Source organism: Lactococcus sp. FSL W8-0209, assembly GCF_038006585.1.
Lineage (GTDB): Bacteria > Bacillota > Bacilli > Lactobacillales > Streptococcaceae > Lactococcus > Lactococcus lactis.
Genome location: NZ_JBBOVN010000001.1, coordinates 1,104,199 through 1,129,696 on the forward strand (window position 1 = coordinate 1,104,199; position 25,498 = coordinate 1,129,696).

Genomic DNA, 25,498 nt, shown 5'->3' on the forward strand with positions numbered 1-25,498 from the left:
ACCCCAAATATTGTTTTACTAAATAATAACAGGTCATCTTCATTCCCCAAATGAAGATGATTTTTTCTTGACTTTTTTCGTTTACAATTGTAAACTATATTTAGAGATAAAATATAGAAGAGGTAAAAATGCGGAGTCAATCATTTGTAATTACAGGAATGACCTGTGCAAATTGTGTAAATACAGTTTCAAAAACATTGAATCAGTCAGATAAAATTATGGAAGCAACGGTAAATTTGGCGACTGAGAAAGCCAAAATTGTTGCTGACGATAATATTTCTGACCAAGAAATTATTAACTTAGTGGAAAAAGCGGGTTATGGAGCCATTGTTAATGACAAAGCTCATCAGGAAAAAATTGCACGTCAAGCTGCAAAAAAAGCAAGAAATTTGGCTTTGTCTTTTTGGATTGCTTTAATTTTGACTTTACCTTTAGTAGTTGCAATGTTTGCTGATATCTTCGGAGTACATGCAAATTGGGTCATGTTTTTACATGAACCAATCGTACAATTGATTTTGGCAACTCCAGTACAATTCATTATTGGTTGGCGCTTTTATGTTGGGGCTTATCATGCTTTGCGAAATAAATCGGCAAATATGGATGTTTTAGTGGCTTTAGGAACTTCGGTTGCATACTTTTCGAGTTTGATTTTGGCTGTTTTTATGAGCCAAGCGAATGCTTTGAATTTTGAATCATCGATGGTAATTATCACTTTGGTGGTCATGGGTAAACTTTTAGAACATAATGCAAAAGAGAAAACAACGCAAGCAATTACTGGATTAATGTCTAGTCGAGCAACTTTTGTTCATACGGAATCGACTGATTTAGCGATTGAAGAAGTTCAAATGGGACAAGTGATTCGCATTTTGCCAGGAGAGAAAGTGCCTTTGGATGCGATGATTCTTTCTGGCAAAGCATCTTTTGATGAATCTATTTTGACAGGTGAAGCCTTACCTGTTGTAAAAATGGATGATGAAGTCATTTTTGAAGGAACAATTAATTTAGATGGTGAAGTTAAAGCGGTTGTTGTTCATGATTTAAATGATTCAACAATTTCAAGAATGGTTGAAATGATGAGTGAAGCACAAGGCTCAAAACCAAACATTCAAAAATTAGCTGACAAGATTTCAGGGATTTTTGTGCCAGTTGTGTTAGTTATTGCTCTGATAACTTTCATTGCGACTTGGGCTGTCAGTGGAATTTTACTGACAGCAATCATGCATTCAGTAGCTGTTTTGGTCATTGCTTGTCCTTGTGCGCTTGGTTTAGCTACACCAACTGCCATTATTTCTGGGACTGGTTTGGCTGCTAAAAATGGTTTGTTGATTAAAAATGCCAATGCTTTGGAACTTGCCGGATTAGTTAAAACAGTATTTTTTGATAAAACTGGGACCATTACAACAGGTGAATTTGAACTGACAGATTTTAAATTACTGACAGAAAGTGAAAAAGTTACTGACAGCTTTAATTCTATTGAAGAAAAAATGGCAAGTGATGAGTTTAAATTATTGGCTAGTCTAGAAGCTCACTCTAATCACCCTTTGGCTAAATCTCTTAAATTTCAAGGTGATTTATATGAACTGACAGATTTATCAGAACTTGCGGGTCGTGGACTTTCTGCTAAAATTAATGGTCAGGAATATTTTGCTGGCAATGATAAATTAATGACAGACTTAAATCTGTCAGTCCCAGAAACAGATGATACGGTCATTTATTTGGCAAATAAGGAAAAATTATTAGCGATGGCTGTTTTTAGTTCAAGTCTAAAGGATGATGCGCTTAAGACAATTCAGACCTTGCAAAAACGTGGTCTAAAGACTGTTATGTTGACAGGAGATAATCAAAATTCGGCAGCAAAAATTCAAAAACTTGTTCATTTAGATGAAGTTAAAAGTGGTTTAAGACCTGAAGAAAAAGCAGAAATTGTGCAAAATAGCTCAAATTCAATGATGGTTGGTGATGGAATCAATGATGCTATTGCTTTAGCGTCAGCAACCGTCGGGCTGGCAATGGCAACTGGGTCAGATATAGCTATGGAAGCTGGTGATGTGACTGTTACTAGCGGTCAGATTCATAAAATTTCCACTTTCTTTGAAGTAGCTAAAAAAACAATTTCCAAAATTAAGCAAAATTATTTTTGGGCTTTCGTTTATAATGTCATTGGCATTCCGCTTGCAGCTTTTGGATTACTCAATCCAATGCTCGCTGCAGCAGCAATGAGTTTATCATCAGTTTCTGTTATTTTGAATTCCTTACTTTTGACAAAAACAAAAATAAAAAACGTTGAATAATCAACGTTTTTTTATTTAGAATTTACTGATAGAATTTTTTAAAGACAATCTGCCTTATTTTTTATACAATTCTGGGTCAAGCAAGCCACCTTTTTTGAAATTGACTTCAAAATGTTTGGTCTTTAAAGAATAGGAAACAGGGATGCTGACAGCAACTAGGATTCCGAGCGTAAAGGGGATAATTGATTTAGCTTTCATTTTTTGTTCCTCCAGATTTTTTAGGTTTATTAGTAAAATAGTTGTAACCAATAAATAACAGAATTCCTAAAATAAAGCAAATGATTCCTTCTTTTAGTCCATTAGGGAAGAATTTTAGTTCAAGACGATGACTGCCAGCAGGAACGCTAACTTTCATAAAACCAGATTGAGCTTTACTGACAGCCACTTTTTTTCCATCAACTTTTGCTGACCAGCCTTTATCATAAGGAATTGTCAAGAAAATATCGCCCTTTTCTTTTTCCGTATAAGTCATGCGAACCCCGTTTTTAATCATTTCTGTTTTAGGACTACGAGATTGTAGAAGAGCCATTTCTTTTTGGTAAGCTGTAGTGTCCAGACGCCAGAATGAAGTGGTATCAAAAGTAACTTGTGAATTTTCAGGAAATGCTAAGGTCACTTTTAGCTTAGTTTCCTTACTGAAACTTCCTAAATTCAAGAAGGAGCCAGTATCGTTTGTACCAACGTAATAACTATTGAGAGAACGTGTCATTTTTGGATTGGAAACATCAGAAATAGTAATCAATGTATTCTCAGCATTACTATTTAGATAAGTAATATTGGGAACAGATAAATAAATTTGACTATTTGCCGCCACGGTAATTCCGTAGGTAACTGAAACATCAGTAGCTGTAGAAGTTTTTGGCCGAGTCAGAGTAACAGAATTGCCAGCACCCGTGATTTTATCAGCAGTTTCTTCACTGGTCGTGTAAAATGGAGTAAAGAATGTAGTTTTCGATTTTGTCAAAGCGTTAACTAAAGCTGTTTGATTATTAATAAAGCTGCTAGCTTGAGCTTTATCAGTGAATTTAGCATCTTCAAATCCATTGGGAACGAAGACACCAAGACCCATCGCATTTGAGTTTTTGCTCAAATTACTGAGAGCATTGGAAACTGGTGAAAATCCAAATTTTGGAGGTTGAGCTTGGCTTATATTATATTTAATTCCAAAAATCGAATCCATCAGTAATGTATTCCCCGGATAACGTAAATTCAAATAAGTACTGTCAGTGTGAAATCCTAATTGACGCATGATTGAACTGGCGTTGCTGTTACGAACAGATGAAAATTGGGAAAGTGCATTAAAATTGTACTTCATGCCATCGTTTGCTGTATCAGGAACAGTGTTATCCATTCTGGCAAAACCAGAACCAGTAAGCTCATTCACCTTTTTGGCAATCGGTTCTATAGAATTCACTTGGGTATTATAGTAATCACGACTAGCAAAATTCCACTCTTTTTGTATTCCTTGAACCTGATAAAGGGCATTAACACCAGATTCAACAGTCATGAAAACAAAGAGGATAATAACAAATAGATGAGCTGAAATCCATTTCCTAACAGAATTAATAGACAAGATTAAATAAGCAAGACCGAATAAGAAAGTCAACATAACTTGAGAAGTCATTACATATTTATAGTGTCCAAAAATTAAAGTAGCAAGAAAACCTGTAATTAGAAAAAGACTAATAGTCAAAATATGCCAAGTCTTTATTTCCTCCCAGCGAGATAGAGTTTCCAAAGCCATTAAAACAAGAAACAAACTAAATAAGAAAGCATAGCGGTGCAAGAACATATTTGGTGAATGCATCCCTTGCCATAGTAAATCTAAAGCTTGAAGATAAAATGAAGCAACAAAGAAAGCAATGATTCCTAGAAAGGCAAATTTACTTCTGAGACGAATACTTTTAGTGAAAAAGAAGAGAATAGCCAAAGCTAAAGGCATCATTCCAACATAAATCATTGGAATGGCATTGAATTGAGTAGTATCATAAGTGCCAACAAAATTCTTAGCGAAAAGGTCAAAAAGATGAGAATTTTCTGTAAAGACACCTGACAAAGTTGAAAGAGCATCGGAATTATTAGACTTCAAATCAAGATACATGGGTAAGAGCATGATTAGGCTGGACAGACCAGCTAAAGCAGAAGAAACCACAAAATCAAGCACTTTTGTCCAAGACCATTTTTCGTAAGTCATCCGTGCCAAGAAATAGAGCACTAAGAAAATAGCCACCATAAAGCCAAAATAATAATTTTGGATAAATAGAATCAATAAACTAACGAAATAAAGCCAGCGTTTTCGTTCATCCATTAAGCGATGAAGTCCCCAAATAATTAGAGGCAAGAGAATGAAAACATCTAACCACATCGTAATTTCAAGCTGTGAGGTTAAAAAACTCATCAGTGCGAAAGCAGTACTTATTGACAAAACAATCAATTTAGAAAGTTTTTGATACATGTTTTTGAAACTGACAAATGCTGATAGACCAATCAAGCCAAATTTTAGTATGGTCAGTAAATATAAAGCATCAGGCATTGATTTTACATCAAAGAAAAATGTAAGTGGCATGAGAAAACTTCCCATGTAGTAAGCCGAAAAAGCATAAAGATTGAGGCCGAGACCACTGGTAAAAGTATATAAGAAACCAGAAGAACCGCCCGAATGTAAAATATTACGATAGAGAGAATGAATGGCGACATACTGATGATATGCATCCCCAGCCAAAATTGACCGTGAACTCCCCCAATAAATCCCAGTTATTGCAAGAACGATAACCATTAATAATAATGGAATAAAAAAACTTGCAAGAAGTGCCCATTTATTTTTCTTGATAAATTTCATATTTCTATTATACCAAAGATACAAAAATCAAACTTATATTAAGTGTATTAAAAAAATACTGACAAACCTGTCAGTACTTTTTATCTAAACGATTTCTAATCTCGTCAGCAATTTCTTCTAATGCTTCAATTCCATTGACTTGCGGGATTTTATAACCAATAAAATAAGGAGAAGTAATAAAGCGAGGAACAATTTTACAAATATATTTATCATCGAAATGATGGAAAAAGAGATTATAAGAATCACAACGCCCATTCATATAGTCTGTCATTAAATAAGAGGTAATCCCGTGAACATTGTCAGCCAATTTTTCAACATTTTCAAGTTCAGAAATAATAACATTAAATTCCACAAAGCCCATAATAGGTCGAGTAGACAAAGTGACAGTCAGACCATTCTTTCTGATTTCGACTCCTTCAAAATTTTCTTTTGCAATTTGAGCATAACCGTCAGTTTCTTCTAAGCCAACAACTTGCAAATGAGGGTGACGCAATGTTCCGCCAGAGCGAGGCCCAAAATTTTTGAACATCAAAACGGATTGATATTTGCCAGATTGAATCATTTCATCCCAACATTCAAAAGCAAAAGAAAAAACCTCACGATTTTCTTCCACACCATAAGTAGAAATATCACCTAAATGTCCATCAGACTCAATAATCACAGTCATCATTGAATTTTTGAGTGTTGGAAATTTATTTTTTAACCAAATTTTATGGTCAGAAGTTTTTAAAATACCTGTCAGATTTTCCACATCACAAAAAGGACAAAGAACTTCCTTAGGTACGACTGTTTCATTACGTTTTTTTGTTCCAATAGCTGTATTGAAAACTAAAGGATTTTCACTATGTTTAATCATTATGACATTATACCACTTTTTTTGACTACTTTTTTTATTCAAAGGCTAGTTTTTACTTAGGCAATGTGTTATAATATTCCAGTTACCTATTAATGTTCAGCCTTCAACTGCAACATTTACAAAAGTCAGCCTTCAACTGATATTTTGTCTAACTTGAAAAGAAAAAATTTACTGACGAAATCGTCTAGTTTTTTTCGTCAGCACTTTTATTTCTTTTCAAAATCAAAATAGAAAGAGATGGTGAAAAATTAATGGATAACACAAATACTCAACTTATGTCTGGTAAGAGTCCAGCACAAACACGTGTCGTTGTCGGAATGTCCGGTGGTGTCGATAGCTCAGTCACAGCTTTGCTTCTTAAAGAACAAGGTTATGATGTTATTGGTGTCTTCATGAAAAACTGGGATGATACCGACGAAAATGGTGTCTGTACAGCCACTGAAGACTACAAAGATGTAGCTGCAGTAGCTGATCAAATTGGCGTTCCTTATTACTCAGTCAATTTTGAAAAAGAATACTGGGACCGTGTTTTTGAATACTTCCTTGCTGAATATCGCGCTGGACGTACCCCAAATCCTGATGTCATGTGTAATAAGGAAATTAAATTTAAAGCTTTCCTAGATTATGCTATGGAATTAGGAGCAGACTACGTCGCAACAGGTCATTATGCCCAAGTTCGTACAGATGAAAATGGTATCGTTCATATGTTACGTGGTGCGGACAACAACAAAGACCAAACTTATTTCTTAAGTCAATTGACCCAAGAACAACTCAAGAAAACAATGTTCCCATTGGGACATTTGGAAAAGCCTGAAGTACGTAAGATTGCTGAAAAAGCAGGACTTGCAACTGCTAAGAAGAAAGATTCAACAGGAATCTGCTTCATTGGTGAAAAGAATTTCAAAAAGTTCCTTGGAGAATATTTACCAGCTCAACCAGGTAAAATGATGACACTTGACGGTATCGAAATGGGAAATCACGCCGGTTTGATGTATTATACAATCGGTCAACGTGGTGGTCTTGGTATCGGTGGACAACACGGCCAATTAACAAGTGACCCATGGTTTGTTGTTGGTAAAGACTTAACTACTAATACCCTTTATGTTGGACAAGGTTTCCATCATGAACACCTTTATTCAACAAGTCTTGACGCAAGCGATTTGAGCTTTACCAGAGAAATTCCAGAAACTTTTGACCTTCACTGTACAGCAAAATTCCGTTATCGCCAAGAAGATACAGGAGTAACTATTCACGTTAATGGTGATAAAGTAACCGTTGATTTCGACGAACCTGTTCGAGCAATTACTCCCGGACAAGCAGTTGTTTTCTATGATGGAGAAGAGTGCCTTGGTGGTGCGATGATTGACGTAGCCTACAAAGCACAAAAAGTAATGCAATATCAATAAAATATTGACCTGTCAAAGTTCTGACAGGTTTTTTTGAACAAAAAAGAAATGGTTTTCATAACTTGTTGATAATATTTCTGTACATAATAAAATACTTATAACTTTTTTAATATAAATCGAGAAAAATGCTTTCCCTAAGCGATTTTTTATGGTATAATGTTTTGTAAGGCTGTGTACCAGCCAAATTGTTGGAGGAATTTTTTTTACAAATGAACGAATTTGAAACATTATTAAACAGCGTTGAAGACGTTAAAGTACGTGACGTCGTTAAGGGTGAAATCCTTTCAGTTGAAAACGGGCAAGCAACTGTTGCCATCGTAGGAACTGGTGTTGAGGGTGTCCTTACACTTCGCGAAATCACTAACGATAAAGATGCTGATATCAATACATTCGTTAAACCTGGAGATGTTCTTGATTTGCTTGTTATCAAACAAATCGTTGGTAAAGAAGCCGAAGGTGCAAACGTATATCTCCTTTCATTGAAACGTCTTGAAGCTCGTAAAGCTTGGACTCAATTGGAAGGCAAAGAAGGCGAAATCGTAACAGTTAAAGTTACTAAAGACGTTAAAGGCGGACTTTCAGTAGACTATAACGGTGTTCGTGGATTTATCCCTGCATCTATGATTGACACTTACTTTGTTAAAGATACTAAGAAATTTGTTGGCGAAGAAATCGAAGCTAAAATTATCGAAGTTAACGCTTCAGAAAACCGCTTCATCCTTAGCCGTCGTGCAGTTGTTGAAGCTGAAGCAATCGAAATGCGTAAAGAAGCTTTTGCACAACTTCAAGAAGGCGATATCGTTGAAGGTACAGTTTCACGCGTAACTAACTTCGGTGCATTCGTTGACCTTGGTGGTATTGACGGATTGGTTCACGTTTCTGAACTTTCACATAGCCGTATCAAACGTCCATCAGACGCAGTAAAACCTGGCGATGTTGTTAACGTTAAGATTTTGAAACTCGACCCAGAAGCTGGACGTCTTTCACTTTCACTTAAAGCTACACAACCTGGACCATGGGAACAAGTTGAAGAAAAAGCACCAGTTGGATCAACTGTTGAAGGAACTGTTAAACGTTTGACAGACTTCGGTGCCTTTGTTGAACTTTACCCAGGTGTTGAAGGACTTGTTCACGTTTCACAAATTTCATGGGAACGTGTTGAAAATCCAAAAGATGTTCTTAAAGTTGGTCAAGTTGTGAACGTAAAAGTTCTTGACGTGAAACCTGCTGAAGAACGTATCTCACTTTCAATCAAAGCGCTTGAAGAAGCTCCAGCTCGTCCAGCTCGTAACAACGACAACGACGGTGAAAAACGTGATCGCAAACCACGCGCACCACGTAAAGCAGCTAAACCTTCATACGATTTGCCTGAAACACAAGAAGGCTTCTCACTTGCTGATTTCCTCGGGGAAGACTTCGATATTAACGATTTGTAAGAAAAATTCAAAAATATCCTCTAAAAGACCCGCTGGGTCTTTTTTTGTTTAGAAATGTATCAGATTAATCATTTGAGATAAATGGGAAATTCACAGAAATCTAACATAAAAATGAGTAGTTCTCTTGGAAAACTTTTTTTATAATAAGTATGTAAAAGTAAAGGAGAACTACAATATGAAAACAAAAAATTCATTTCGGACATGGAAGTCTGGTAAAACATGGCTTTATTCATCATTAGTCTTGGGAACTTTACTCCTGAGCTCAGGGATATCAGCCAATCAAATAAAAGTTCTGGCTGATACAACAGGAACGCAAAGTAGTCAAATGACATCGACTTCAGAGATTACCACGGGACTGCAAGCAAATATTAATGCCACAACTACTGTTACTGCAGCACAATTGGCTAATGCAACAGCTCCAGGTCCATTTACAGCTGGAGTAAATCAGGTTATTCCTTTTGAAGCTTTTGGAGGGGACGGAATGTTGACTCGTCTCTTACTTAATTCCGCAAGTAAAGCACCATGGTCGGACAATGGAACAGCTAAAAATGCAGCTTTATCGCCAATTTCAGGACTTGAATCTGGAAAATATTTCTATGAAGTTGATTTAGCCGGTACAAATGGGGCAACAGGCCAAAATTTACTTGATGTATTACGTGCTAATGGAACAAAGAGTTATGAAGCAACAGTCAAAGTTTATGCCGCTAATACTTCAGGAACGGCAGACACAAGTAAAACGGTTGCTACAAAAATGGTACAAGTTAATTTGACTGGTTTGACTGATAATATTAATACTACAACTACAGTATCGGCATCAGAATTAACCAATGCAAAAGTGCCAGGTCCATTTACAGCAGGAGTAAATCAGGTTATTCCTTTTGAAGCTTTTGGGGGAGACGGAATGTTGACTCGTCTCTTACTTAATTCCTCAAGCAAGGCACCATGGTCGGATAATGGAACAGCAAAAAATCCTGCCCTATCACCAATTTCAGGTCTTGAATCTGGAAAATATTTCTATGAAGTTGATTTAGCCGGTACAAATGGAGCAACAGGTCAAAATTTACTTGATTTATTACGTGCAAATGGAACAAAGATTTATGATGCAACGGTTAAAATTTATGCAGCCAATGCTTCAGGCACGGCGAATACAAGCAGAACAGTTGCTACAAAAATGATACATGTAAACTTAACTAAACAACAAAGCACGATTTCTAGTCAATCTGTCTATCGTTTGTACAATAAAGTGAGTGGAGAGCATCTCTATACCACAAGTAATTATGAGTATAACTCACTCAACACAATGAACAGTAGTTGGTTAGGAGAAGGAGTAGCTTGGAAAGCACCAAAATCTGGCAATAATGTATATAGAGTTTATAATCCAAACTCAGGTGAACACCTTTATACGGAATCAGCATATGAAATGAATAGCCTAGTGCATCAAAACGGTTGGAAATCAGAAGGAGTTGCTTTCTATTCTGATTCAAATAGTGGAAAACCAGTTTATCGTCTCTACAATCCTAATGCAAAACTGGGAGCCCATTTCTTGACGATGAGTTCCTATGAACGAGATAGTTTGGTTAAAGCGGGTTGGAAATCAGAAGGAATTGCATTTTATGCGACAAAATAGTTTAAGACATAGACTTGTTTAGTTTTAGGAAAAGACTTAAAAATATTTTTTAAGTCTTTTATGCTATGAAGATGAAATGTAATGTCAGAAAATTGATATTTTTTAATATTTTTTGATATACTGTGAATATGGAACAACGAATACTAATAATTGAAGATGAAGAAAGTCTCTCTAATTTATTAAAGACTGAACTTTCCTTTGAAGGATATGAAATTAACACTGCAGCTGATGGAATTTCAGGATTAAAAATTTTTGAACAAGAACAATTGGATCTGGTTATACTTGACTGGATGATTCCAAAACTTGATGGTCTTGAAGTTTTACGACGTATGAAAAAAATTAATAAAGAAGTTCCAGTAATATTTGTAACTGCGAGAGACTATGTGGGAGATAAAGTTGCAGGTTTGGATGCAGGGGCTGATGATTACTTAACAAAACCCTTTAGCATTGAGGAGCTCATGGCTCGGTTGCGAGTGATTTTTAGAAAACATACACAACCAACGCAATATGCTTATGGTGAGATTTCTCTTAGTCAGAGTGAACATATTGTTAAATATGGTGGAAAACCGATTAATTTAAGCCAGAGAGAGTTTGCTCTATTACTTTTTTTATTTGAACATCAGGGGGAGATTATCTCAAGGGATGATATCCTTGATGAAGTTTGGGGAATGAACTTTGGTGGTCAGCTAAATACTGTGGATACTTACATACGCTATTTACGAAAAAAATTAGATAAAAATATGATAGAAACAATAAGAGGTTTAGGATATAGACTTAAAAAAAATAAATAATAATAAAAAAAAGAAAATATATACAAATGAATTATTAATTAGAAGAATTTTTCAGCGCATCTTTCTTTTATTATTAACGTTTAGTGGGTTGACCTTTATTACTTATAGCTTGTTTCAAGTAAGTGATAGAGAGACAAGTGCTATTATGACAGGAATGAAAAATGTTTCGGACCTTAGTGACATGAACTTTCAAGATATAAGTGGCTTCCATGAGGAAGATAATTTTATTCGTGTAAGTTCAGAATCGAAAAAAACAATAATGAGCAAAGGAACTGATAGTTTTTTAGAAAATCGGACTTTTCATTTTGGTAAAATTACGGTATCAAATGGAAAATTATATGATACTGTTTATAAAAAAGAAAAAGGAATCACCTATGAAATTTGGCTTTCTCTTCAGGATATATTTGAAGAAGGTGAAACCTTATTGACAAGTGCCTTTGTTATTCTACTTTTAAATTATTTGATTGGTTTACTACTAATACGTCATTATTCCAAGAAAATAAATGGGCCAATTCAAAAATTGGCTTTTGAGGCAAGTCAGAATAATAATTTATTGGAAGTTCCTGATTCACCAATGGAAATAAGAGAACTTGCAATAAATTTTAATGACTTAGTTGAAAGATTACAAGAGAAAATTGAATCTGAAAAAGAATTTACGACAAATTTATCCCATGAATTAAGAACACCTGTAATGGCAATTTCTGGCTATATTTCATTGCTCAAAAGAAGAAGAGTTGAGCATCCAGAAATTGTTGAAAATGCACTGGATTATTTGGAAAAAGAATCGGAGAGACTGAAAAAACTAATAGAAGATTTTTTAACTTTATCAAGAAATGGACAGATTAATTATCAAGAAGAGATTTTCACAATTGAGAGTTTACTCTTAGAAGTTAAGGCTACTTTTGAATTTGATTCGTCTAACGAGATAGATATTGAAGGAGGTGGAGAGCTATACATTAAAACGAGTAAATTTGCTCTTCGAGAAATTTTGACCATTTTAATTGAAAATGCAATAAAATATTCTCCCGATAGAACAAGAGTTTTTATTAAATATAATAAAAAAGAAATTCAAATTATTGATGAAGGAGTTGGGATTACTGATAGTGAAAAAACAAAAGTCTTCAATCGTTTTTATCAAGTAGATAAATCAAGGGGAAGCCATACTGGAAATGGTATTGGCTTAGCAATAGCTCAACAATATGCAGAAATAATAAAAGCTAAAATTTTCATTACTGACAATCTTCCAGAAGGTTCAATCTTTCATATTAATTTTGAAGATGAAAGTGGAGTTAGCTAATAATTTAAAAAGGTCTATTTAGATCTTTTTTTGTACATAAAGTCAGTCAAGTCGACTTTAAATTGTTCGGAATATTTGGTATAATTTAATTGTTTTATAGATAAGGTTCAACTTTTTAAATAAATAGAGGGATAAAAAAATGGAAAAAGGACAAGCGCATATTCAATTAAAGAAAAATGATGCTAGACTTGATGCAATTATTGTCGGTGATCCAGCTCGAATAGATCAGGTCGCAAAATTTTTGACCGATGTAAAAAATTTAAAATACAATCGAGAATTTCGCTCAATCTGTGGAACTTATAAAGGTAAGGAACTATTAGTTTTGTCAACAGGTGTAGGTGCACCGTCAGCTGCTATTGCGATTGAAGAGCTTCATAATATTGGAGTTAAGAGAATTATCAGAGTAGGTTCTGCGGGTGCTTTGCAGTTAGGGATCGATTTAGGAAGTCCAATTATTGGAGAAGGAGCAGTACGAGATGACGGTTTGACAAAAATGTATGTACCCGAACAATATCCAGCAGTTCCATCTACTGATTTGTTAAATAAAGCAAAAGAAATTGCTCCTGATGCTATTTATGGAATTATTCGTTCTCATGACGGTTTTTATATGGATAATCATGAAGAAACTCAAGCATATTGGTCTAAATTTGGAATTGTGGGCGAAGATATGGAATCTGGTGCATTGTTTACAGTCGGACGTTTACGAGGAATAGAAACTTTATCTATTTTGAATAATGTTGTTGCTTACGGAGGAGATTTACAAGCGGGAGTCAATGATTTAGTTTCAGGAAATGATAAAGTTAATAAAGGTGAGCTTCGGACAATTGAGATTGCTCTAGAAGTTTTAAATCGCTAATATAAATATTACTTGTAAATTGATTAGAGTTGAAAAATAGAACTGAAATTACCATCATATTTTAAATTAATAAAGCGGTAAGCGATATTCTTGACTGCATTTAAGCGTTAGGATAAAAAGGAGAAAAAATGACAAAAGATTCTTGGCTTTTTAAGCAACTTTTTGCAAATTGGAAGAAATTTGAAATCACATATATCTTAATTTTATTGTTCTTACAAGTGATTGTTTATATCATTGCCCCTGATTCTTTCATTGGAATGATATCTGGTGTATTTGGTGTACTTTGTCTCATTTATGGGATGAAAGGTCGTAAAATTAATTTTGCATTTGGTTTAGTTCAGACCTTAGCGATGACTTTAATTGCTTATCAGACTCACTCATGGATGAGTTTTGTTATGGGAATTTTTTATGTTTTATCTCAACCTGTGGGGTGGTTTTTTTGGGGACAGGATGATGCTATCCATGAATTTAGACCAAAAACTCGTCGTCTAATTTTTCTAGGTGCTTTTATTGCTTGGTTGGTCGTTTGGGGCATAGATGCCCTATTAAATGGGCAACTTCCTTATTTTGATGCTCTAAATTTAATTATTCCACTCATTGCACAAGTATTGTATATTTTGAAATATAAAGAAAATTGGTCGCTGTGGATTGTGGTTAACACGGCAGCAGTAATTTATTGGACAATTTTAACGGTACAATTTATTATGGGAGTAAACACCCAAGGGCAGTTAGGAATGTATTTATCGCAGGTTGCCTTACAAGGAGCCCTGCTCTTCAATGCAATCTACGCTAATCGAGTTTGGGCAAGTGGTGAAGCTGATAATGAAGGTGGAACTAAATAACAAGTGAAAATGACTCAAGTAAATGGGTCATTTTTTGTTTTATAAACGTCCAAAACAAGAGCAGCTCCTACATTTTTTTGCTATAATAAACAATATGAATCAAACGATAAAAGCAAAGTTAGAACTATTACCAGATAGTCCTGGCTGTTATTTACATAAAGATAAAAATGGGACAGTTATTTATGTCGGAAAGGCAAAGAATCTTAAAAATCGAGTGCGCTCTTATTTTCATGGTTCTCATAATACCAAGACAGAATTACTAGTTTCTGAAATTGAAGATTTGGAATGGATTGTTGTAGGTTCAAATATTGAATCCTTAGTTTTGGAAATCAATCTCATTCAACGTTATAAGCCTAAATATAATATTATGCTTAAGGATGATAAATATTATCCTTTCCTAAAAATAACAAATGAAAAATATCCTCGTTTGTTGGTCGTCCGTAAAGTTCAAAAAGATGGTGCGACTTATTTTGGACCTTATCCAGATGTCAAAGCTGCCAATGAAGTTAAACGCCTTTTAGACCGAATTTTTCCATTTAGAAAATGTGGCTTACACGAGAAAAAAGTATGTTTCTATTTTCATATTCATCAGTGCTTATGTCCAGTAGTTAATCATGTTGATCCTCAAGTTTATAAGGATATGACTCAAGAAGTGAAGGAATTTCTGACAGGTTCTGATAAAAAAATTGTTAAAGAACTTGAAGCAAAAATGATGATTTCTTCTGATAATATGGAATTTGAGCAAGCTGCTGAGTATCGGGATGTGATTAAGGCAATTGGAACTTTAAGAACAAAACAACGGGTGATGAATCAAGATTTGAAAGACCGCGATGTTTTTGGATATTATGTTGATAAAGGCTGGATGTGTGTCCAAGTATTTTTTGTGCGCCAAGGAAAATTGATTCAGCGTGATGTGAATATGTTTCCTTACTACAATGATGCTGAAGAGGATTTTTTAACTTACATTGGACAATTCTATCAAGATAATAATCATATGATGCCAAGGGAAATTTTTATTCCGCAAGACATCGATAAGGAATCTGTGGAAGCAGTAGTTGCAGCTAGCCAAGAGGGAAATTTATTAACTAAAGCTCAAGCTAAAGAAGTCGATGCAAAAGTTTTTACGGCCAAGACGCTTAAATTTTCTGATCAAAAAGATGTTGAGCAATCAATTGTTAAACTTGATAAAGAATTATCAGCCGAAAAACGTTTATCATCACTTTTAGCTAAAACACAGATTGTTCAACCAAGTCGTGGTGAGAAAAAGCAATTGGTTAATATGGCAACTAAGAATGCTCAAAGTCAATTACAATTGAAATTTGATGTGGCTGAGCGTGATATTTTGAAAACGACTAAAGCAGTTGAAAACTTGGGTAAAATTTTGGGAATACCAAAACCTGTAAGAATTGAGTCTTTTGATAATTCAAATATTATGGGGACTTCACCAGTATCTGCAATGGTTGTTTTTATTGATGGAAAACCTTCAAAAAAAGATTATCGGAAATATAAAATTAAAACAGTGGTTGGTGCTGATGACTATGCTTCAATGCGCGAGGTGATGACGAGACGTTATTCACGAGCTTTAAAAGAAGAAACAGCTCTTCCTGATTTGATTGCAATGGATGGTGGAGCTGGTCAAGTTAACATTGCCAAGCAAGTTTTAAAAGAGCTTGGGCTATCGATTCCGGTTGCTGGGATGCAAAAAAATGATAAGCACCAAACGTCAGAATTACTTTTTGGTGACCCTTTAGACGTGGTTCCCTTGTCGAGACAATCTCAAGAATTCTTTTTGCTGACAAGAATTCAAGATGAGGTTCACCGTTTTGCGATTACATTCCATAGACAACTACGTGGTAAAAATACATTTTCAAGTAAATTGGACGGTATTGTTGGACTTGGTCCAAAACGAAAACAAAAGTTACTGACAACTTTCAAAAATTTGAAAGCAATTGAAGAGGCAAGTGTACAAGAAGTGGCAGAAGCTGGCATTCCTTATGAAGTAGCAGAACGTGTGAAAACAACTTTGTCTGGACCAATTCAAGAAAATGAAAATTGGGAATCACTCAAGGATAATGTTCCTCTTTTAGAAGGTAAAAAATAAAGTAATCAAAAGAATTGTCAGTAAATCTGTCAGTTCTTTTGATTCTTGAAAAAACATAAAAATTACTGACAGAAATTCTGTCAGTAAAATAAAGTAGTTATTGAAAATCTGTCAGTAAATATTTACTGACAAACTAGGAATTAAGAAAGTAATTGGAGAATCGATGGACTGGTCTAAGAATCAAATAAAGGAATTTCAGCAAGATTTACTTTCTTGGTATGATGATAATAAAAAGCCACTCCCTTGGCGAAAAACAACTGAACCTTACAAAATATGGATTTCAGAAATCATGTCCCAACAAACACAGGTTGAAACTGTCATGCCATATTATGAACGTTTCATGAAAAAATATCCGACGATTGAAACTTTAGCTCAAGCTGATGATGCTGAACTGCTAAAACTTTGGGAAGGCTTGGGCTATTATTCTCGCGCTCGTAATCTAAAAATCGCAGCGCAAGAAGTTGTTGATAAATATGATGGAAAATTTCCTGACAATCTAGCCGATATATTATCATTAAAAGGAATTGGACCTTATACAGCCGCTGCAATTGCTTCAATTTCTTTTGGACTCGCTGAGCCTGCAATTGATGGAAATCTAATGCGCGTGACCAGTAGAGTTTTTGAATTAGATTGTGATATTTCTAAAAGCAGTTCAAGGAAAATTTTTGATGGCTATCTAAGAAAGCTCATCAGTAAAAAAAGACCAGGTGATTTCAATCAGGCGTTGATGGATTTAGGTTCTTTAGTTTGTAGCCCAAAGAGTCCAAAATGTGAAGTTTGTCCCTTACTAAACTATTGTGCAGCAGCAGCGTCAGGAAAACAATTAAATTATCCAGTAAAAACAAAAAAGATAAAACAAAAAGATTTGTATTTTACAGCCTTTGCCTTAGAAAATTCATTAGGTGAATATTATTTAGAAAAGCGTCCATCAAAAGGCTTGTTAGCAGACATGTGGACATTTCCACTGACAGAATTACCAGCAGCAGATTTTGAAAAAATGGTTACTGACGGCTCTGTCAGTAAAAATATTGTCATTCCAGAACTTCCGGAAAGTATTTCAAAAATGGAATATGTAGCTAATTTTACTCACATTTTTTCTCATCAAAAATGGCATTTGGCAATCATTAAATTAAAACCAGAAGAGACTTTTGAAGTTGCTGACGAATTATTATCAGAAGACAAAATGTGGGTTCATTTTGATTCAAAAGTACTGACAGAAAATGGCCAACCAAAAGTAAGTCGTTCACAAATTCCACTTGCTGGGCCACAAGTGAAGATGTTTGAGATTTTAGATAAGAAGAATAAGAAAATTGATCTGCTAAAATAGTGGAGTAACCATCGAAACCAAATTTTTGGTATAATAGATAAATATACTACTTCAAGGAGAAGATTATGACAACTATTGATTTTAAAGCCGAAGTTGAAAAGCGTAAAGACGCTTTGATGGAAGATTTATTTAGCCTTTTGCGCATTGATTCTGCAATGGATATGGAACATGCAGATGCTGAAAATCCATTTGGTCCTGGTCCAAGAAAAGCATTGGATGCATTCTTGAAGATTGCTGAACGTGATGGTTATACAACTAAAAATTATGATAATTATGTTGGACATTTTGAATACGAAAATGGTGCAAGCGATGATGCAGAAGTTCTTGGAATTATCGGTCACTTAGACGTTGTTCCTGCAGGTTCTGGTTGGGACTCAAATCCATTTGAACCAGAAATTCGTAATGGAAATCTTTATGCTCGTGGAGCATCTGATGATAAAGGTCCAACTGTTGCATGTTACTATGCCCTTAAAATCTTGAAAGAACTCAATCTTCCATTAAGCAAAAAAATCCGTTTTATCGTTGGAACAAACGAAGAAACTGGTTGGGCAGATATGGATTACTATTTTGAACATTGTGAATTGCCATTGCCTGACTTTGGTTTCTCACCTGATGCTGAATTCCCAATTATCAATGGTGAAAAAGGAAATATTACAGAATATCTCCATTTTGCAGGTAAAAATGCTGGAGAAGTTGTTCTTCACAGTTTTAAAGCTGGTCTTGCCGAAAATATGGTTCCAGAATCTGCAACTGCAATAATTTCAGGTGCTAAAGATTTACAAACTGCACTTGAAAAATTCGTAGCTGAACATGCAAGCAAAAATCTTCGTTTTGACCTTGAAGAAAGTGCTGGAAAAGCGACAATTACACTTTATGGTAAATCAGCACATGGTGCGATGCCAGAAAAAGGTGTAAATGGAGCAACTTACCTTACTTTATTCTTGAACCAATTTAATTTTGCTGATGGTGCTGCTGCTTTCATTAAAGTTGGAGCTGAAAAACTTCTTGAAGACCATGAAGGTGAAAAATTGGGAACAGCTTATGTTGATGAATTAATGGGTAATACTTCAATGAACGCTGGTGTTTGGTCATTTGATGAGAATTCTGAAGGTAAAATCGCGCTTAACTTCCGTTTCCCACAAGGAAATAGTCCAGAACGTATGCAAGAAATTCTTGCTAAACTTGATGGTGTTGTTGAAGTTGAACTTTCAAAACATCTTCATGTTCCACATTATGTTCCAATGTCAGACCCACTTGTATCAACATTGATTGATGTTTATGAAAAACACACAGACCTCAAAGGTTATGAAACAATCATTGGTGGTGGAACTTTTGGTCGTCTTTTAGAACGTGGTGTTGCTTATGGTGCGATGTTTGAAGGGGAGCCTGATTCAATGCACCAAGCTAATGAAATGAAACCTGTTGAAAATATTTATAAAGCGGCAGTAATTTATGCTGAAGCAATTTATGAACTTACAAAGTAATTTATAAAATTAAAGAGTTTAGTTACTAAACTTTTAAGGGTTTAAAAATCTGGCATAATTTGCCAGATTTTAACCTTTTATTCCATAAATAGAGGTGGAAAAATGGTTTTTGGAACAGGTGTTGATAATGTAGAGCTTTCTCGAATTCAAAAAGCACTGACACGTTCTGAACGTTTTGTGGAACAGGTTCTTACGGCAGTGGAATTAGAAAAATATAATAGTTTTCAATCTACCGCTCGTAAAACTGAATTTCTTGCGGGACGTTGGGCAGCAAAAGAAGCTTTTTCTAAAGCTTACGGTACGGGATTTGGTAAGGCTTTGGGCATGCATGACCTTGAAATCAAAAATGATGAATTAGGAAAACCCTTTTTTACTAAACATCCTTTTGATGGACAGGTTCATTTATCTATCTCGCATAGTAATTTAGAAGCTGTTGCTTTTGTTGTTTTGGAAAAGAATTAAGAAGTAATAAAAATTTTTGCTTAAACTAGAGGAAGGTTTAAAAGATGAAAACTTCTCCACATCGCAATACGTCAGCCATTGTTGACTTAAAGGCGATTAGAAATAATATTGAAAAATTTAAAAAGCATATTCACCCTAACGCGGAGATTTGGCCAGCAGTGAAAGCAGATGCTTATGGTCATGGCTCGGTTGAGGTTTCTAAAGCGGTGAGCGATTTGGTAGGCGGTTTTTGTGTATCAAACCTTGATGAGGCAATTGAATTACGGAATCATTTGGTAACTAAACCAATTTTAGTTTTATCAGGAATTGTTCCAGAAGATGTTGATATTGCAGCTGCTCTTAATATCAGTCTTACTGCCCCAAGTTTAGAATGGTTAAAATTGGTTGTTCAAGAAGAAGCAGAACTTTCAGATTTAAAAATTCATATTGGTGTAGATTCTGGTATGGGGCGGATTGGGATTCGGGATGTTGAAGAAGCGAATCAGATGATTGAACTTGCTGATAAATATGCGATTAATTTTGAAGGGATTTTCACTCACTTTGCGACCGCCGATATGGCTGATGATACAAAATTTAAAGATCAACAGGCAAGATTTAACAAAATTATGGCCGGCTTATCACGTATACCAAAATTTGTTCACTCAACTAATACGGCCGCCGCATTATGGCATAAGGAACAGGTTCAAGCTATTGAACGCTTAGGTATTTCAATGTACGGCTTGAATCCAAGTGGTAAAACTTTGGAACTTCCTTTCGAAATCGAACCTGCTCTCTCTTTAGTTTCTGAATTGACTCATATTAAAAAAATAACGGCAGGCGAAACAGTTGGTTACGGTGCAACTTATGAAACAAGTGAAGAAACATGGATTGGAACTGTTCCAATTGGTTATGCTGATGGTTGGACTCGTCAAATGCAAGGCTTCAAAGTGTTGGTAAATGGAGAATTTTGTGAGATTGTTGGTCGAGTTTGTATGGATCAAATGATGATAAAACTTGATAAATCTTATCCTCTAGGAACAAAAGTTACCTTGATTGGTCGTGATAAGACTAATGAAATCACGACGACAGATGTTGCTGATTGGCGTGGAACGATAAATTATGAAGTGCTTTGTTTACTTTCTGATAGAATCAAACGAATTTATAAATAAAATGAAAGAAACTGTATTTTTGCAGTTTTTTTCATTTGGGTTAAAAATAAATTAATCCCTAATCTTTTCCTCATGATACCCTTTACAAATTGTCTTTTTATGGTAAAATATAATTAAGATATAAATGAGAAAGCCATAAGAAAAAAATGAGGTGAACACTATGATAAAAATATACACAGTAGCATCTTGTAGCTCTTGTAAAAAAGCAAAAGAATGGTTGGAGAAACAAAATCTTGCTTACCAAGAAATAAATTTGGTTACGAGTCAAATTTGTAAGGAAGATATATTAGAAATTTTAGCATTGACTGAGGAAGGGACTGGAGATATCATTTCTAGAAGAAGTCAAGCTTATCAACGATTAAATATTGATTTTGAAACGATTAAATTAAATGATTTGATTCAAATAATTGAAGAAAATCCAACGCTCTTACGTCGACCTTTAATTGTCGATCATAAGCGACTACAAGTTGGTTACAATGATGATGAAATTAGAAAATTTTTACCAAGAAAAAAGAGAGAGATTCAAATTAAAGTCGCAACAGAAGCTTCTTATAATTTGGACATTGAAGAACAATTTCATGAAGGATAATTCAGTAGTTAGGCTACTGAATTTTTTCGATATAAAGCAAAATAGTTTATTATTTTAGAGAAAAAAAGTAGAATTAAGCTAAAGTGTTGTATCATGAGTACATTTTAAAGATTTATTAATAATTAGGAGGCTAAAGAATGTTTGATTATATTATTATTGGTGCCGGACCTGGTGGACTAGGATTAGCTTATCGTTTAAAAACTAAAGATAACAAAATCGGAATTATTGAGAATGATAAATGGGGAGGAACTTGTCCAAACTATGGTTGTGACCCAACAAAAATGATGATGGCAGTTGTCGAAGCCAAAAGTCGTGTCGAACAGTTAAAAGGGCAGGGTATTTCTGGTGAATTAAACATTGATTGGAAAGGGCTGAAAAGTCGTAAACTAAATATTACTGACCCTTATGAAAAATCAACTTTTGCTGGTTTGAAAAATGCTGGGATAGAAACAATATATGGCAGTGCCGCTTTTAATGACCAAGGAGAGCTTGAAGTTGAAGGGAAAACTTATCAAGCTAAAACTTACATTATCGCAACAGGAAGCCGTCCACGTCTTTTAGATATTGCTGGAAAAGAATTTTTAAAAACAAGTAATGATTTTTTAGCGCTTGAAGAATTTCCCGCTCAAATCAGCTTTTTAGGGAGTGGGCCAATTTCATTAGAACTGGCTCAAATTGCTAAAGCGGCTGGAAGCGATGTTACTATTATTTCACGTAAAAAAGCGAAAGTTGCTCATTTTGATGAAGAAATGGGGCAAGAATTTATTAATTACCTCAAAGCTCAAGGTATTAAATTTATCGAGGATATTTCTGTAGATAAAGTCGAAAAAGTTGCTGACGGATTTATACTGACTGACGGGACTGATTTTGAACATAAAACAGACTTAGTGATTGCGGGAGTAGGCCGTCAGCCAAATAGTGATAAGCTAAATTTAGAAAAAGTAGGTGTCGAAACGGATGCTAAAGGCATTAAGGTAAACGAATATTTACAAACAAGCAATTCTAAAATTTATGCGATGGGAGATGTACTTTCTAAAAATCAACCTCATTTGACGCCTGTTTCTTCTTTTGAAGGAGCTTATTTAGGTGAAACTTTAGTTAAGGATGAACCGCAAAAAATTGCTTATCCAGCAATTCCTACAATCATTTTTGGAACGGCAAAACTGGCTGAGGTTGGCCATTTGGCAGATGAGGGGATTCATACTAAGACTTTAGATTTAAGTTCTTGGTATACTTATAAAAGAATTAATGACCCCTTGGCAAAATTAAAAGTTGCACTCAATGAAAAGCGAGAAATCGTGGGGGCATCAACGGTGAGTTCAGTGGCTGATGAAGTGATTAATTTAATTAATATTTTAATTCAACAAAAAATGACTTTGGCGGATGTTGAAAAAATGATTTTCACTTATCCAACAGTGGCTAGTGACTTAGAATATTTTTACTGACAGAAAATAAATTACTACCGACATTATAATAGTAGAAACAATAAGTTACGGCAGAATAAATTTTTTACTGACAGACTTTATTTTCAAGCTGTCAGTAAATTTTACTGATAGAAATGAGGACATTCATGATTGAATTCCAGAATGTGTCCAAGGCTTTTGCTAACAAAAAAATTCTTGATCATGCTAATTTTACAATTAAAGACCAAGAGTTTTTTGTGTTAGTGGGGCCGAGTGGAAGTGGGAAAACGACCACTTTAAAAATGATTAATCAATTAGTCACTCACAGTGAGGGAAAAATATTAATCAATAATGAAGAAATATCAACGGCAAATTTACGAAAATTGCGCTTATCTGTGGGCTATGTGCTGCAGCAAATCGCTCTCTTTCCTAATTTGACTGTCTCAGAAAATATTGCTTTAATTCCTGAAATGAAGGGGTGGGATAAAGCAAAAATTGCTGATAGAACCAATGAGCTACTTGATTTAGTTGGTTTGAATCCTAAAGATTACGCTCAACGCCAACCTAGTGAATTATCAGGGGGTGAGCAACAGAGGGTAGGAATTTTACGGGCCATTGCCGCAAATCCCAAAATTGTCTTAATGGATGAACCTTTTTCAGCACTTGACCCAATTTCACGACGTCAGTTACAAATATTTATCAAAGACTTACAGAAAAAAATGAATTTAACAGTGGTCTTTGTGACACATGACTTAGATGAAGCGCTCTATTTAGCTGACAGAGTCGCTGTAATGAATGATGGATTAATCCAACAAATTGCTGAACCAGCAGATATCTATCAACATCCGGCAAATGATTTTGTTAAAACATTTTTTAAAGAATACCGTCAGAATTTATCAACGGTTTCTGTTGAAAATTTATTACTGACAGAGCTGTCAGTAAATCCAGAAGCGCAAGAAGTTGCTGACAATACGGCTATTTCGGAAATAATTAATCGTCTTTCTGATAAGGAAGTTTTAAAATACAAGGGCAAGTCAATTTCCTCAGATGATATTATATGCTATATCGCAGGAGGTGACAAATGAATCAGCTAATTTCAACTTTTCAAAGCCAGCAAGGCCAATTTTGGCAGGCGCTTTTAGAACATATCCAGATTTCATTAATTTCAATTTTTATTGCAATTCTGATTTCGATTCCTTTAGCTTTATTGTTACGACGTCTTCCCAAAATTGCTGAACCAGTTTTGCAAGTCACTGGAATTTTTCAAACTATACCTAGTTTGGCACTGCTAGGACTCTTGATTCCATTCATCGGAATCGGAAGTTTACCAGCAATTGTCGCTCTTGTTGTTTATGCGATTTTCCCTATTGTTCAAAATACTTATACTGGTTTAGAGCAAATTGAACCTTCTTTAATCGAAGCTGCAACAGCATTTGGGATGAATCGAAGAGAACGATTGATGAAATTTGAGCTCTCATTAGCGATGCCCTTTATCATGGCAGGAATTCGGACGAGTACAGTTATGGTCATTGGTACCGCAACACTAGCTGCTTTGATTGGTGCTGGAGGCTTAGGGAACTTTATTCTGCTCGGAATCAATATGAATGATGTTTCATTGATTTTAATTGGAGCAATTTCATCAGCACTTTTAGCGATTATTTTCAGTAGTCTTTTAAAATTTTTAGAAAAAGCCAAGATAAAAACAATTCTCATCAGTTTTTTCATTGGCTTACTCGTTCTTGGAGGCTCTTATTATCGACCTCAAACTTCTAATCATCCACAAATTACAATTGCTGGTAAATTGGGAGCAGAACCTGATGTTTTGATTAACATGTATAAACTAATGATTGAAAAAGATAGTAATATTCGCGTGAACTTAAAATCTAATTTTGGTGATACCACTTTCTTATATAATGCTTTGAAAGCTGGAAAAATTGATTTATATCCTGAATTCACAGGAACCATTACTTCAACATTTTTGAAAGATCCAGTGAGTTCAACTGATCCTAATGTCGTTTGGCAAAAGGCAGAAGAAGGAATAAAAAAACTTAATCAATTTACATATCTGTCCCCAATGAAATTTCAAGATACATATGCAATTGCCGTCAAATCTGATTTTGCTAAAGAGCATCAGCTCACCAAAATTTCTGATTTAGCGAATGTTTCAGGTTTAACTGCAGGCTTTGACGTTGAGTTTGCTAATCGTTCAGATGGAAATATTGGTTTGAGAAAACTTTATGGTCTTGATTTAAATGTCAAAACCATGCAAAATAGTTTAATTTATAAAGCACTAAATTCTGGTGCTGTGAATGTCGCTGAGGTTTATTCTACTGATAGTCAAATCAAGCAATATAATCTGACTGTCCTGAAAGATGATAAAAATCTTTTCCCACCTTACCAAGCAGCACCATTGATGAAAGAAAGTTTATTAAAAAAATATCCTGAACTCAAAAAGATTCTCAATAAACTGTCAGGAAAAATTACTGACCAAGAGATGATTGAGATGAATTATGATGTTAATGTCAAACAAGAAGATGCTGCAAAAGTAGCAGAAAGATATTTGAAAGCTAAAGGATTGATTTAAAAGAAAAAGTCATTTTATAATGGCTTTTTTGCTTTAGATGATAAGAAAATCTAAAAGCGCGTGTAAAAGTGCAAGAATATGATGTTTTGGTGCTTTAGTGAAATAGTAGCCTACCACTTTTGTAGGCTTTTTTTGTATTCTAAAAGTATTGTTTTTAAA

At 34.8% G+C, this 25,498-nt stretch carries 20 protein-coding genes and 1 pseudogene; 18 read left to right on the forward strand and 3 right to left on the reverse strand.

Features of this window, described 5'->3' with window-relative positions:
• Positions 1 to 128 precede the first annotated feature (128 nt).
• Entirely contained in the window at positions 129 to 2,291 is a 2,163-nt protein-coding gene (locus MKX45_RS05550; RefSeq protein ID WP_057720432.1) for a heavy metal translocating P-type ATPase, read from the forward strand.
• Between the two features lie 54 nt (positions 2,292 to 2,345).
• On the opposite strand, the gene MKX45_RS05555 is transcribed toward MKX45_RS05550, so the two are convergent.
• The 3 genes from MKX45_RS05555 to MKX45_RS05565 all read right to left on the reverse strand — a co-directional run bounded on the left by MKX45_RS05555 (position 2,346) and on the right by MKX45_RS05565 (position 5,986).
• Positions 2,346 to 2,489 (reverse strand): hypothetical protein, encoded by a 144-nt coding sequence (locus tag MKX45_RS05555; protein ID WP_003132587.1) that lies wholly within the window; start codon positions 2,487 to 2,489, stop codon positions 2,346 to 2,348.
• Complete coding sequence (locus tag MKX45_RS05560; RefSeq protein WP_340816891.1) at positions 2,479 to 5,130, reverse strand: YfhO family protein; 2,652 nt, start codon at positions 5,128 to 5,130, stop codon at positions 2,479 to 2,481. Before MKX45_RS05560 ends, MKX45_RS05555 begins: the two co-directional genes overlap by 11 nt.
• Positions 5,131 to 5,200: 70 nt before the next feature.
• The gene (locus MKX45_RS05565; RefSeq protein ID WP_057720430.1) at positions 5,201 to 5,986 is read right to left on the reverse strand and encodes a DUF4931 domain-containing protein; all 786 of its coding nucleotides are present in this window, start codon (positions 5,984 to 5,986) and stop codon (positions 5,201 to 5,203) included.
• A 275-nt stretch (positions 5,987 to 6,261) separates the two neighbouring features.
• Between MKX45_RS05565 and mnmA the strand changes: the two genes are divergently transcribed.
• From mnmA to MKX45_RS05645, 17 genes and pseudogenes are all read left to right on the forward strand, one after another.
• Positions 6,262 to 7,392, forward strand: a complete 1,131-nt coding sequence (gene mnmA, locus MKX45_RS05570) for a tRNA 2-thiouridine(34) synthase MnmA (RefSeq protein ID WP_260317970.1) — start codon at positions 6,262 to 6,264, stop codon at positions 7,390 to 7,392.
• 209 nt (positions 7,393 to 7,601) lie between these two features.
• A complete protein-coding gene (rpsA, locus tag MKX45_RS05575) occupies positions 7,602 to 8,828 on the forward strand; it encodes a 30S ribosomal protein S1 (protein ID WP_003132594.1) in 1,227 nt (408 codons plus the stop codon).
• Between the two features lie 175 nt (positions 8,829 to 9,003).
• On the forward strand, positions 9,004 to 10,455 hold the full coding sequence (locus MKX45_RS05580; protein WP_340816892.1) for an SSURE domain-containing protein: 1,452 nt from the start codon (positions 9,004 to 9,006) through the stop codon (positions 10,453 to 10,455).
• 128 nt (positions 10,456 to 10,583) lie between these two features.
• Positions 10,584 to 11,246 (forward strand): response regulator transcription factor, encoded by a 663-nt coding sequence (locus MKX45_RS05585; protein WP_042230203.1) that lies wholly within the window; start codon positions 10,584 to 10,586, stop codon positions 11,244 to 11,246.
• Positions 11,247 to 11,391: 145 nt separating this feature from the next.
• A complete protein-coding gene (locus MKX45_RS05590) occupies positions 11,392 to 12,543 on the forward strand; it encodes a sensor histidine kinase (RefSeq protein WP_057720428.1) in 1,152 nt (383 codons plus the stop codon).
• A 139-nt stretch (positions 12,544 to 12,682) separates the two neighbouring features.
• The gene (locus MKX45_RS05595; protein WP_057720427.1) at positions 12,683 to 13,399 is read left to right on the forward strand and encodes a nucleoside phosphorylase; all 717 of its coding nucleotides are present in this window, start codon (positions 12,683 to 12,685) and stop codon (positions 13,397 to 13,399) included.
• A gap of 128 nt (positions 13,400 to 13,527) precedes the next feature.
• The gene (pnuC, locus tag MKX45_RS05600; RefSeq protein WP_012897492.1) at positions 13,528 to 14,241 is read left to right on the forward strand and encodes a nicotinamide riboside transporter PnuC; all 714 of its coding nucleotides are present in this window, start codon (positions 13,528 to 13,530) and stop codon (positions 14,239 to 14,241) included.
• A 94-nt stretch (positions 14,242 to 14,335) separates the two neighbouring features.
• Positions 14,336 to 15,298 (forward strand): annotated as a pseudogene (gene uvrC / locus MKX45_RS12530) (excinuclease ABC subunit UvrC); the annotation flags it as partial.
• On the forward strand, positions 15,284 to 16,342 hold the full coding sequence (locus tag MKX45_RS12535; protein WP_371866430.1) for a hypothetical protein: 1,059 nt from the start codon (positions 15,284 to 15,286) through the stop codon (positions 16,340 to 16,342). The pseudogene uvrC and the gene MKX45_RS12535, both read left to right, overlap by 15 nt.
• A gap of 163 nt (positions 16,343 to 16,505) precedes the next feature.
• On the forward strand, positions 16,506 to 17,669 hold the full coding sequence (gene mutY / locus MKX45_RS05610; RefSeq protein WP_057720426.1) for an A/G-specific adenine glycosylase: 1,164 nt from the start codon (positions 16,506 to 16,508) through the stop codon (positions 17,667 to 17,669).
• Between the two features lie 65 nt (positions 17,670 to 17,734).
• Positions 17,735 to 19,153 carry a dipeptidase PepV gene (pepV, locus tag MKX45_RS05615; protein WP_057720425.1) on the forward strand — a complete coding sequence of 473 codons (1,419 nt, stop codon included), beginning with the start codon at positions 17,735 to 17,737 and terminating at the stop codon, positions 19,151 to 19,153.
• A gap of 102 nt (positions 19,154 to 19,255) precedes the next feature.
• A complete protein-coding gene (gene acpS / locus MKX45_RS05620) occupies positions 19,256 to 19,615 on the forward strand; it encodes a holo-ACP synthase (RefSeq protein WP_003132600.1) in 360 nt (119 codons plus the stop codon).
• Between the two features lie 44 nt (positions 19,616 to 19,659).
• Positions 19,660 to 20,763, forward strand: coding sequence for an alanine racemase (alr, locus tag MKX45_RS05625; RefSeq protein WP_057720424.1), 1,104 nt, complete (start codon positions 19,660 to 19,662; stop codon positions 20,761 to 20,763).
• 160 nt (positions 20,764 to 20,923) lie between these two features.
• On the forward strand, positions 20,924 to 21,352 hold the full coding sequence (locus MKX45_RS05630; protein ID WP_242327357.1) for a Spx/MgsR family RNA polymerase-binding regulatory protein: 429 nt from the start codon (positions 20,924 to 20,926) through the stop codon (positions 21,350 to 21,352).
• 137 nt (positions 21,353 to 21,489) lie between these two features.
• Positions 21,490 to 22,797 carry a dihydrolipoyl dehydrogenase family protein gene (locus tag MKX45_RS05635; protein ID WP_340816893.1) on the forward strand — a complete coding sequence of 436 codons (1,308 nt, stop codon included), beginning with the start codon at positions 21,490 to 21,492 and terminating at the stop codon, positions 22,795 to 22,797.
• Positions 22,798 to 22,922: 125 nt separating this feature from the next.
• Positions 22,923 to 23,840: an ABC transporter ATP-binding protein gene (locus tag MKX45_RS05640; RefSeq protein WP_010905586.1), complete on the forward strand. Its 918-nt coding sequence runs from the start codon at positions 22,923 to 22,925 to the stop codon at positions 23,838 to 23,840.
• On the forward strand, positions 23,837 to 25,339 hold the full coding sequence (locus MKX45_RS05645; protein WP_023189035.1) for an ABC transporter permease/substrate-binding protein: 1,503 nt from the start codon (positions 23,837 to 23,839) through the stop codon (positions 25,337 to 25,339). The genes MKX45_RS05640 and MKX45_RS05645 overlap by 4 nt, the downstream gene beginning before the upstream one ends.
• Positions 25,340 to 25,498: the final 159 nt, after the last annotated feature.

Coding starts and splice junctions, on each gene's coding strand:
- MKX45_RS05550 (WP_057720432.1), top strand. CDS start 129: ATGCGGAGTCAATCATTTGTAATTACAGGAATGACCTGTGCAAATTGT.
- MKX45_RS05555 (WP_003132587.1), bottom strand. CDS start 2,489: ATGAAAGCTAAATCAATTATCCCCTTTACGCTCGGAATCCTAGTTGCT.
- MKX45_RS05560 (WP_340816891.1), bottom strand. CDS start 5,130: ATGAAATTTATCAAGAAAAATAAATGGGCACTTCTTGCAAGTTTTTTT.
- MKX45_RS05565 (WP_057720430.1), bottom strand. CDS start 5,986: ATGATTAAACATAGTGAAAATCCTTTAGTTTTCAATACAGCTATTGGA.
- mnmA (WP_260317970.1), top strand. CDS start 6,262: ATGTCTGGTAAGAGTCCAGCACAAACACGTGTCGTTGTCGGAATGTCC.
- rpsA (WP_003132594.1), top strand. CDS start 7,602: ATGAACGAATTTGAAACATTATTAAACAGCGTTGAAGACGTTAAAGTA.
- MKX45_RS05580 (WP_340816892.1), top strand. CDS start 9,004: ATGAAAACAAAAAATTCATTTCGGACATGGAAGTCTGGTAAAACATGG.
- MKX45_RS05585 (WP_042230203.1), top strand. CDS start 10,584: ATGGAACAACGAATACTAATAATTGAAGATGAAGAAAGTCTCTCTAAT.
- MKX45_RS05590 (WP_057720428.1), top strand. CDS start 11,392: ATGACAGGAATGAAAAATGTTTCGGACCTTAGTGACATGAACTTTCAA.
- MKX45_RS05595 (WP_057720427.1), top strand. CDS start 12,683: ATGGAAAAAGGACAAGCGCATATTCAATTAAAGAAAAATGATGCTAGA.
- pnuC (WP_012897492.1), top strand. CDS start 13,528: ATGACAAAAGATTCTTGGCTTTTTAAGCAACTTTTTGCAAATTGGAAG.
- mutY (WP_057720426.1), top strand. CDS start 16,506: ATGGACTGGTCTAAGAATCAAATAAAGGAATTTCAGCAAGATTTACTT.
- pepV (WP_057720425.1), top strand. CDS start 17,735: ATGACAACTATTGATTTTAAAGCCGAAGTTGAAAAGCGTAAAGACGCT.
- acpS (WP_003132600.1), top strand. CDS start 19,256: ATGGTTTTTGGAACAGGTGTTGATAATGTAGAGCTTTCTCGAATTCAA.
- alr (WP_057720424.1), top strand. CDS start 19,660: ATGAAAACTTCTCCACATCGCAATACGTCAGCCATTGTTGACTTAAAG.
- MKX45_RS05630 (WP_242327357.1), top strand. CDS start 20,924: ATGATAAAAATATACACAGTAGCATCTTGTAGCTCTTGTAAAAAAGCA.
- MKX45_RS05635 (WP_340816893.1), top strand. CDS start 21,490: ATGTTTGATTATATTATTATTGGTGCCGGACCTGGTGGACTAGGATTA.
- MKX45_RS05640 (WP_010905586.1), top strand. CDS start 22,923: ATGATTGAATTCCAGAATGTGTCCAAGGCTTTTGCTAACAAAAAAATT.
- MKX45_RS05645 (WP_023189035.1), top strand. CDS start 23,837: ATGAATCAGCTAATTTCAACTTTTCAAAGCCAGCAAGGCCAATTTTGG.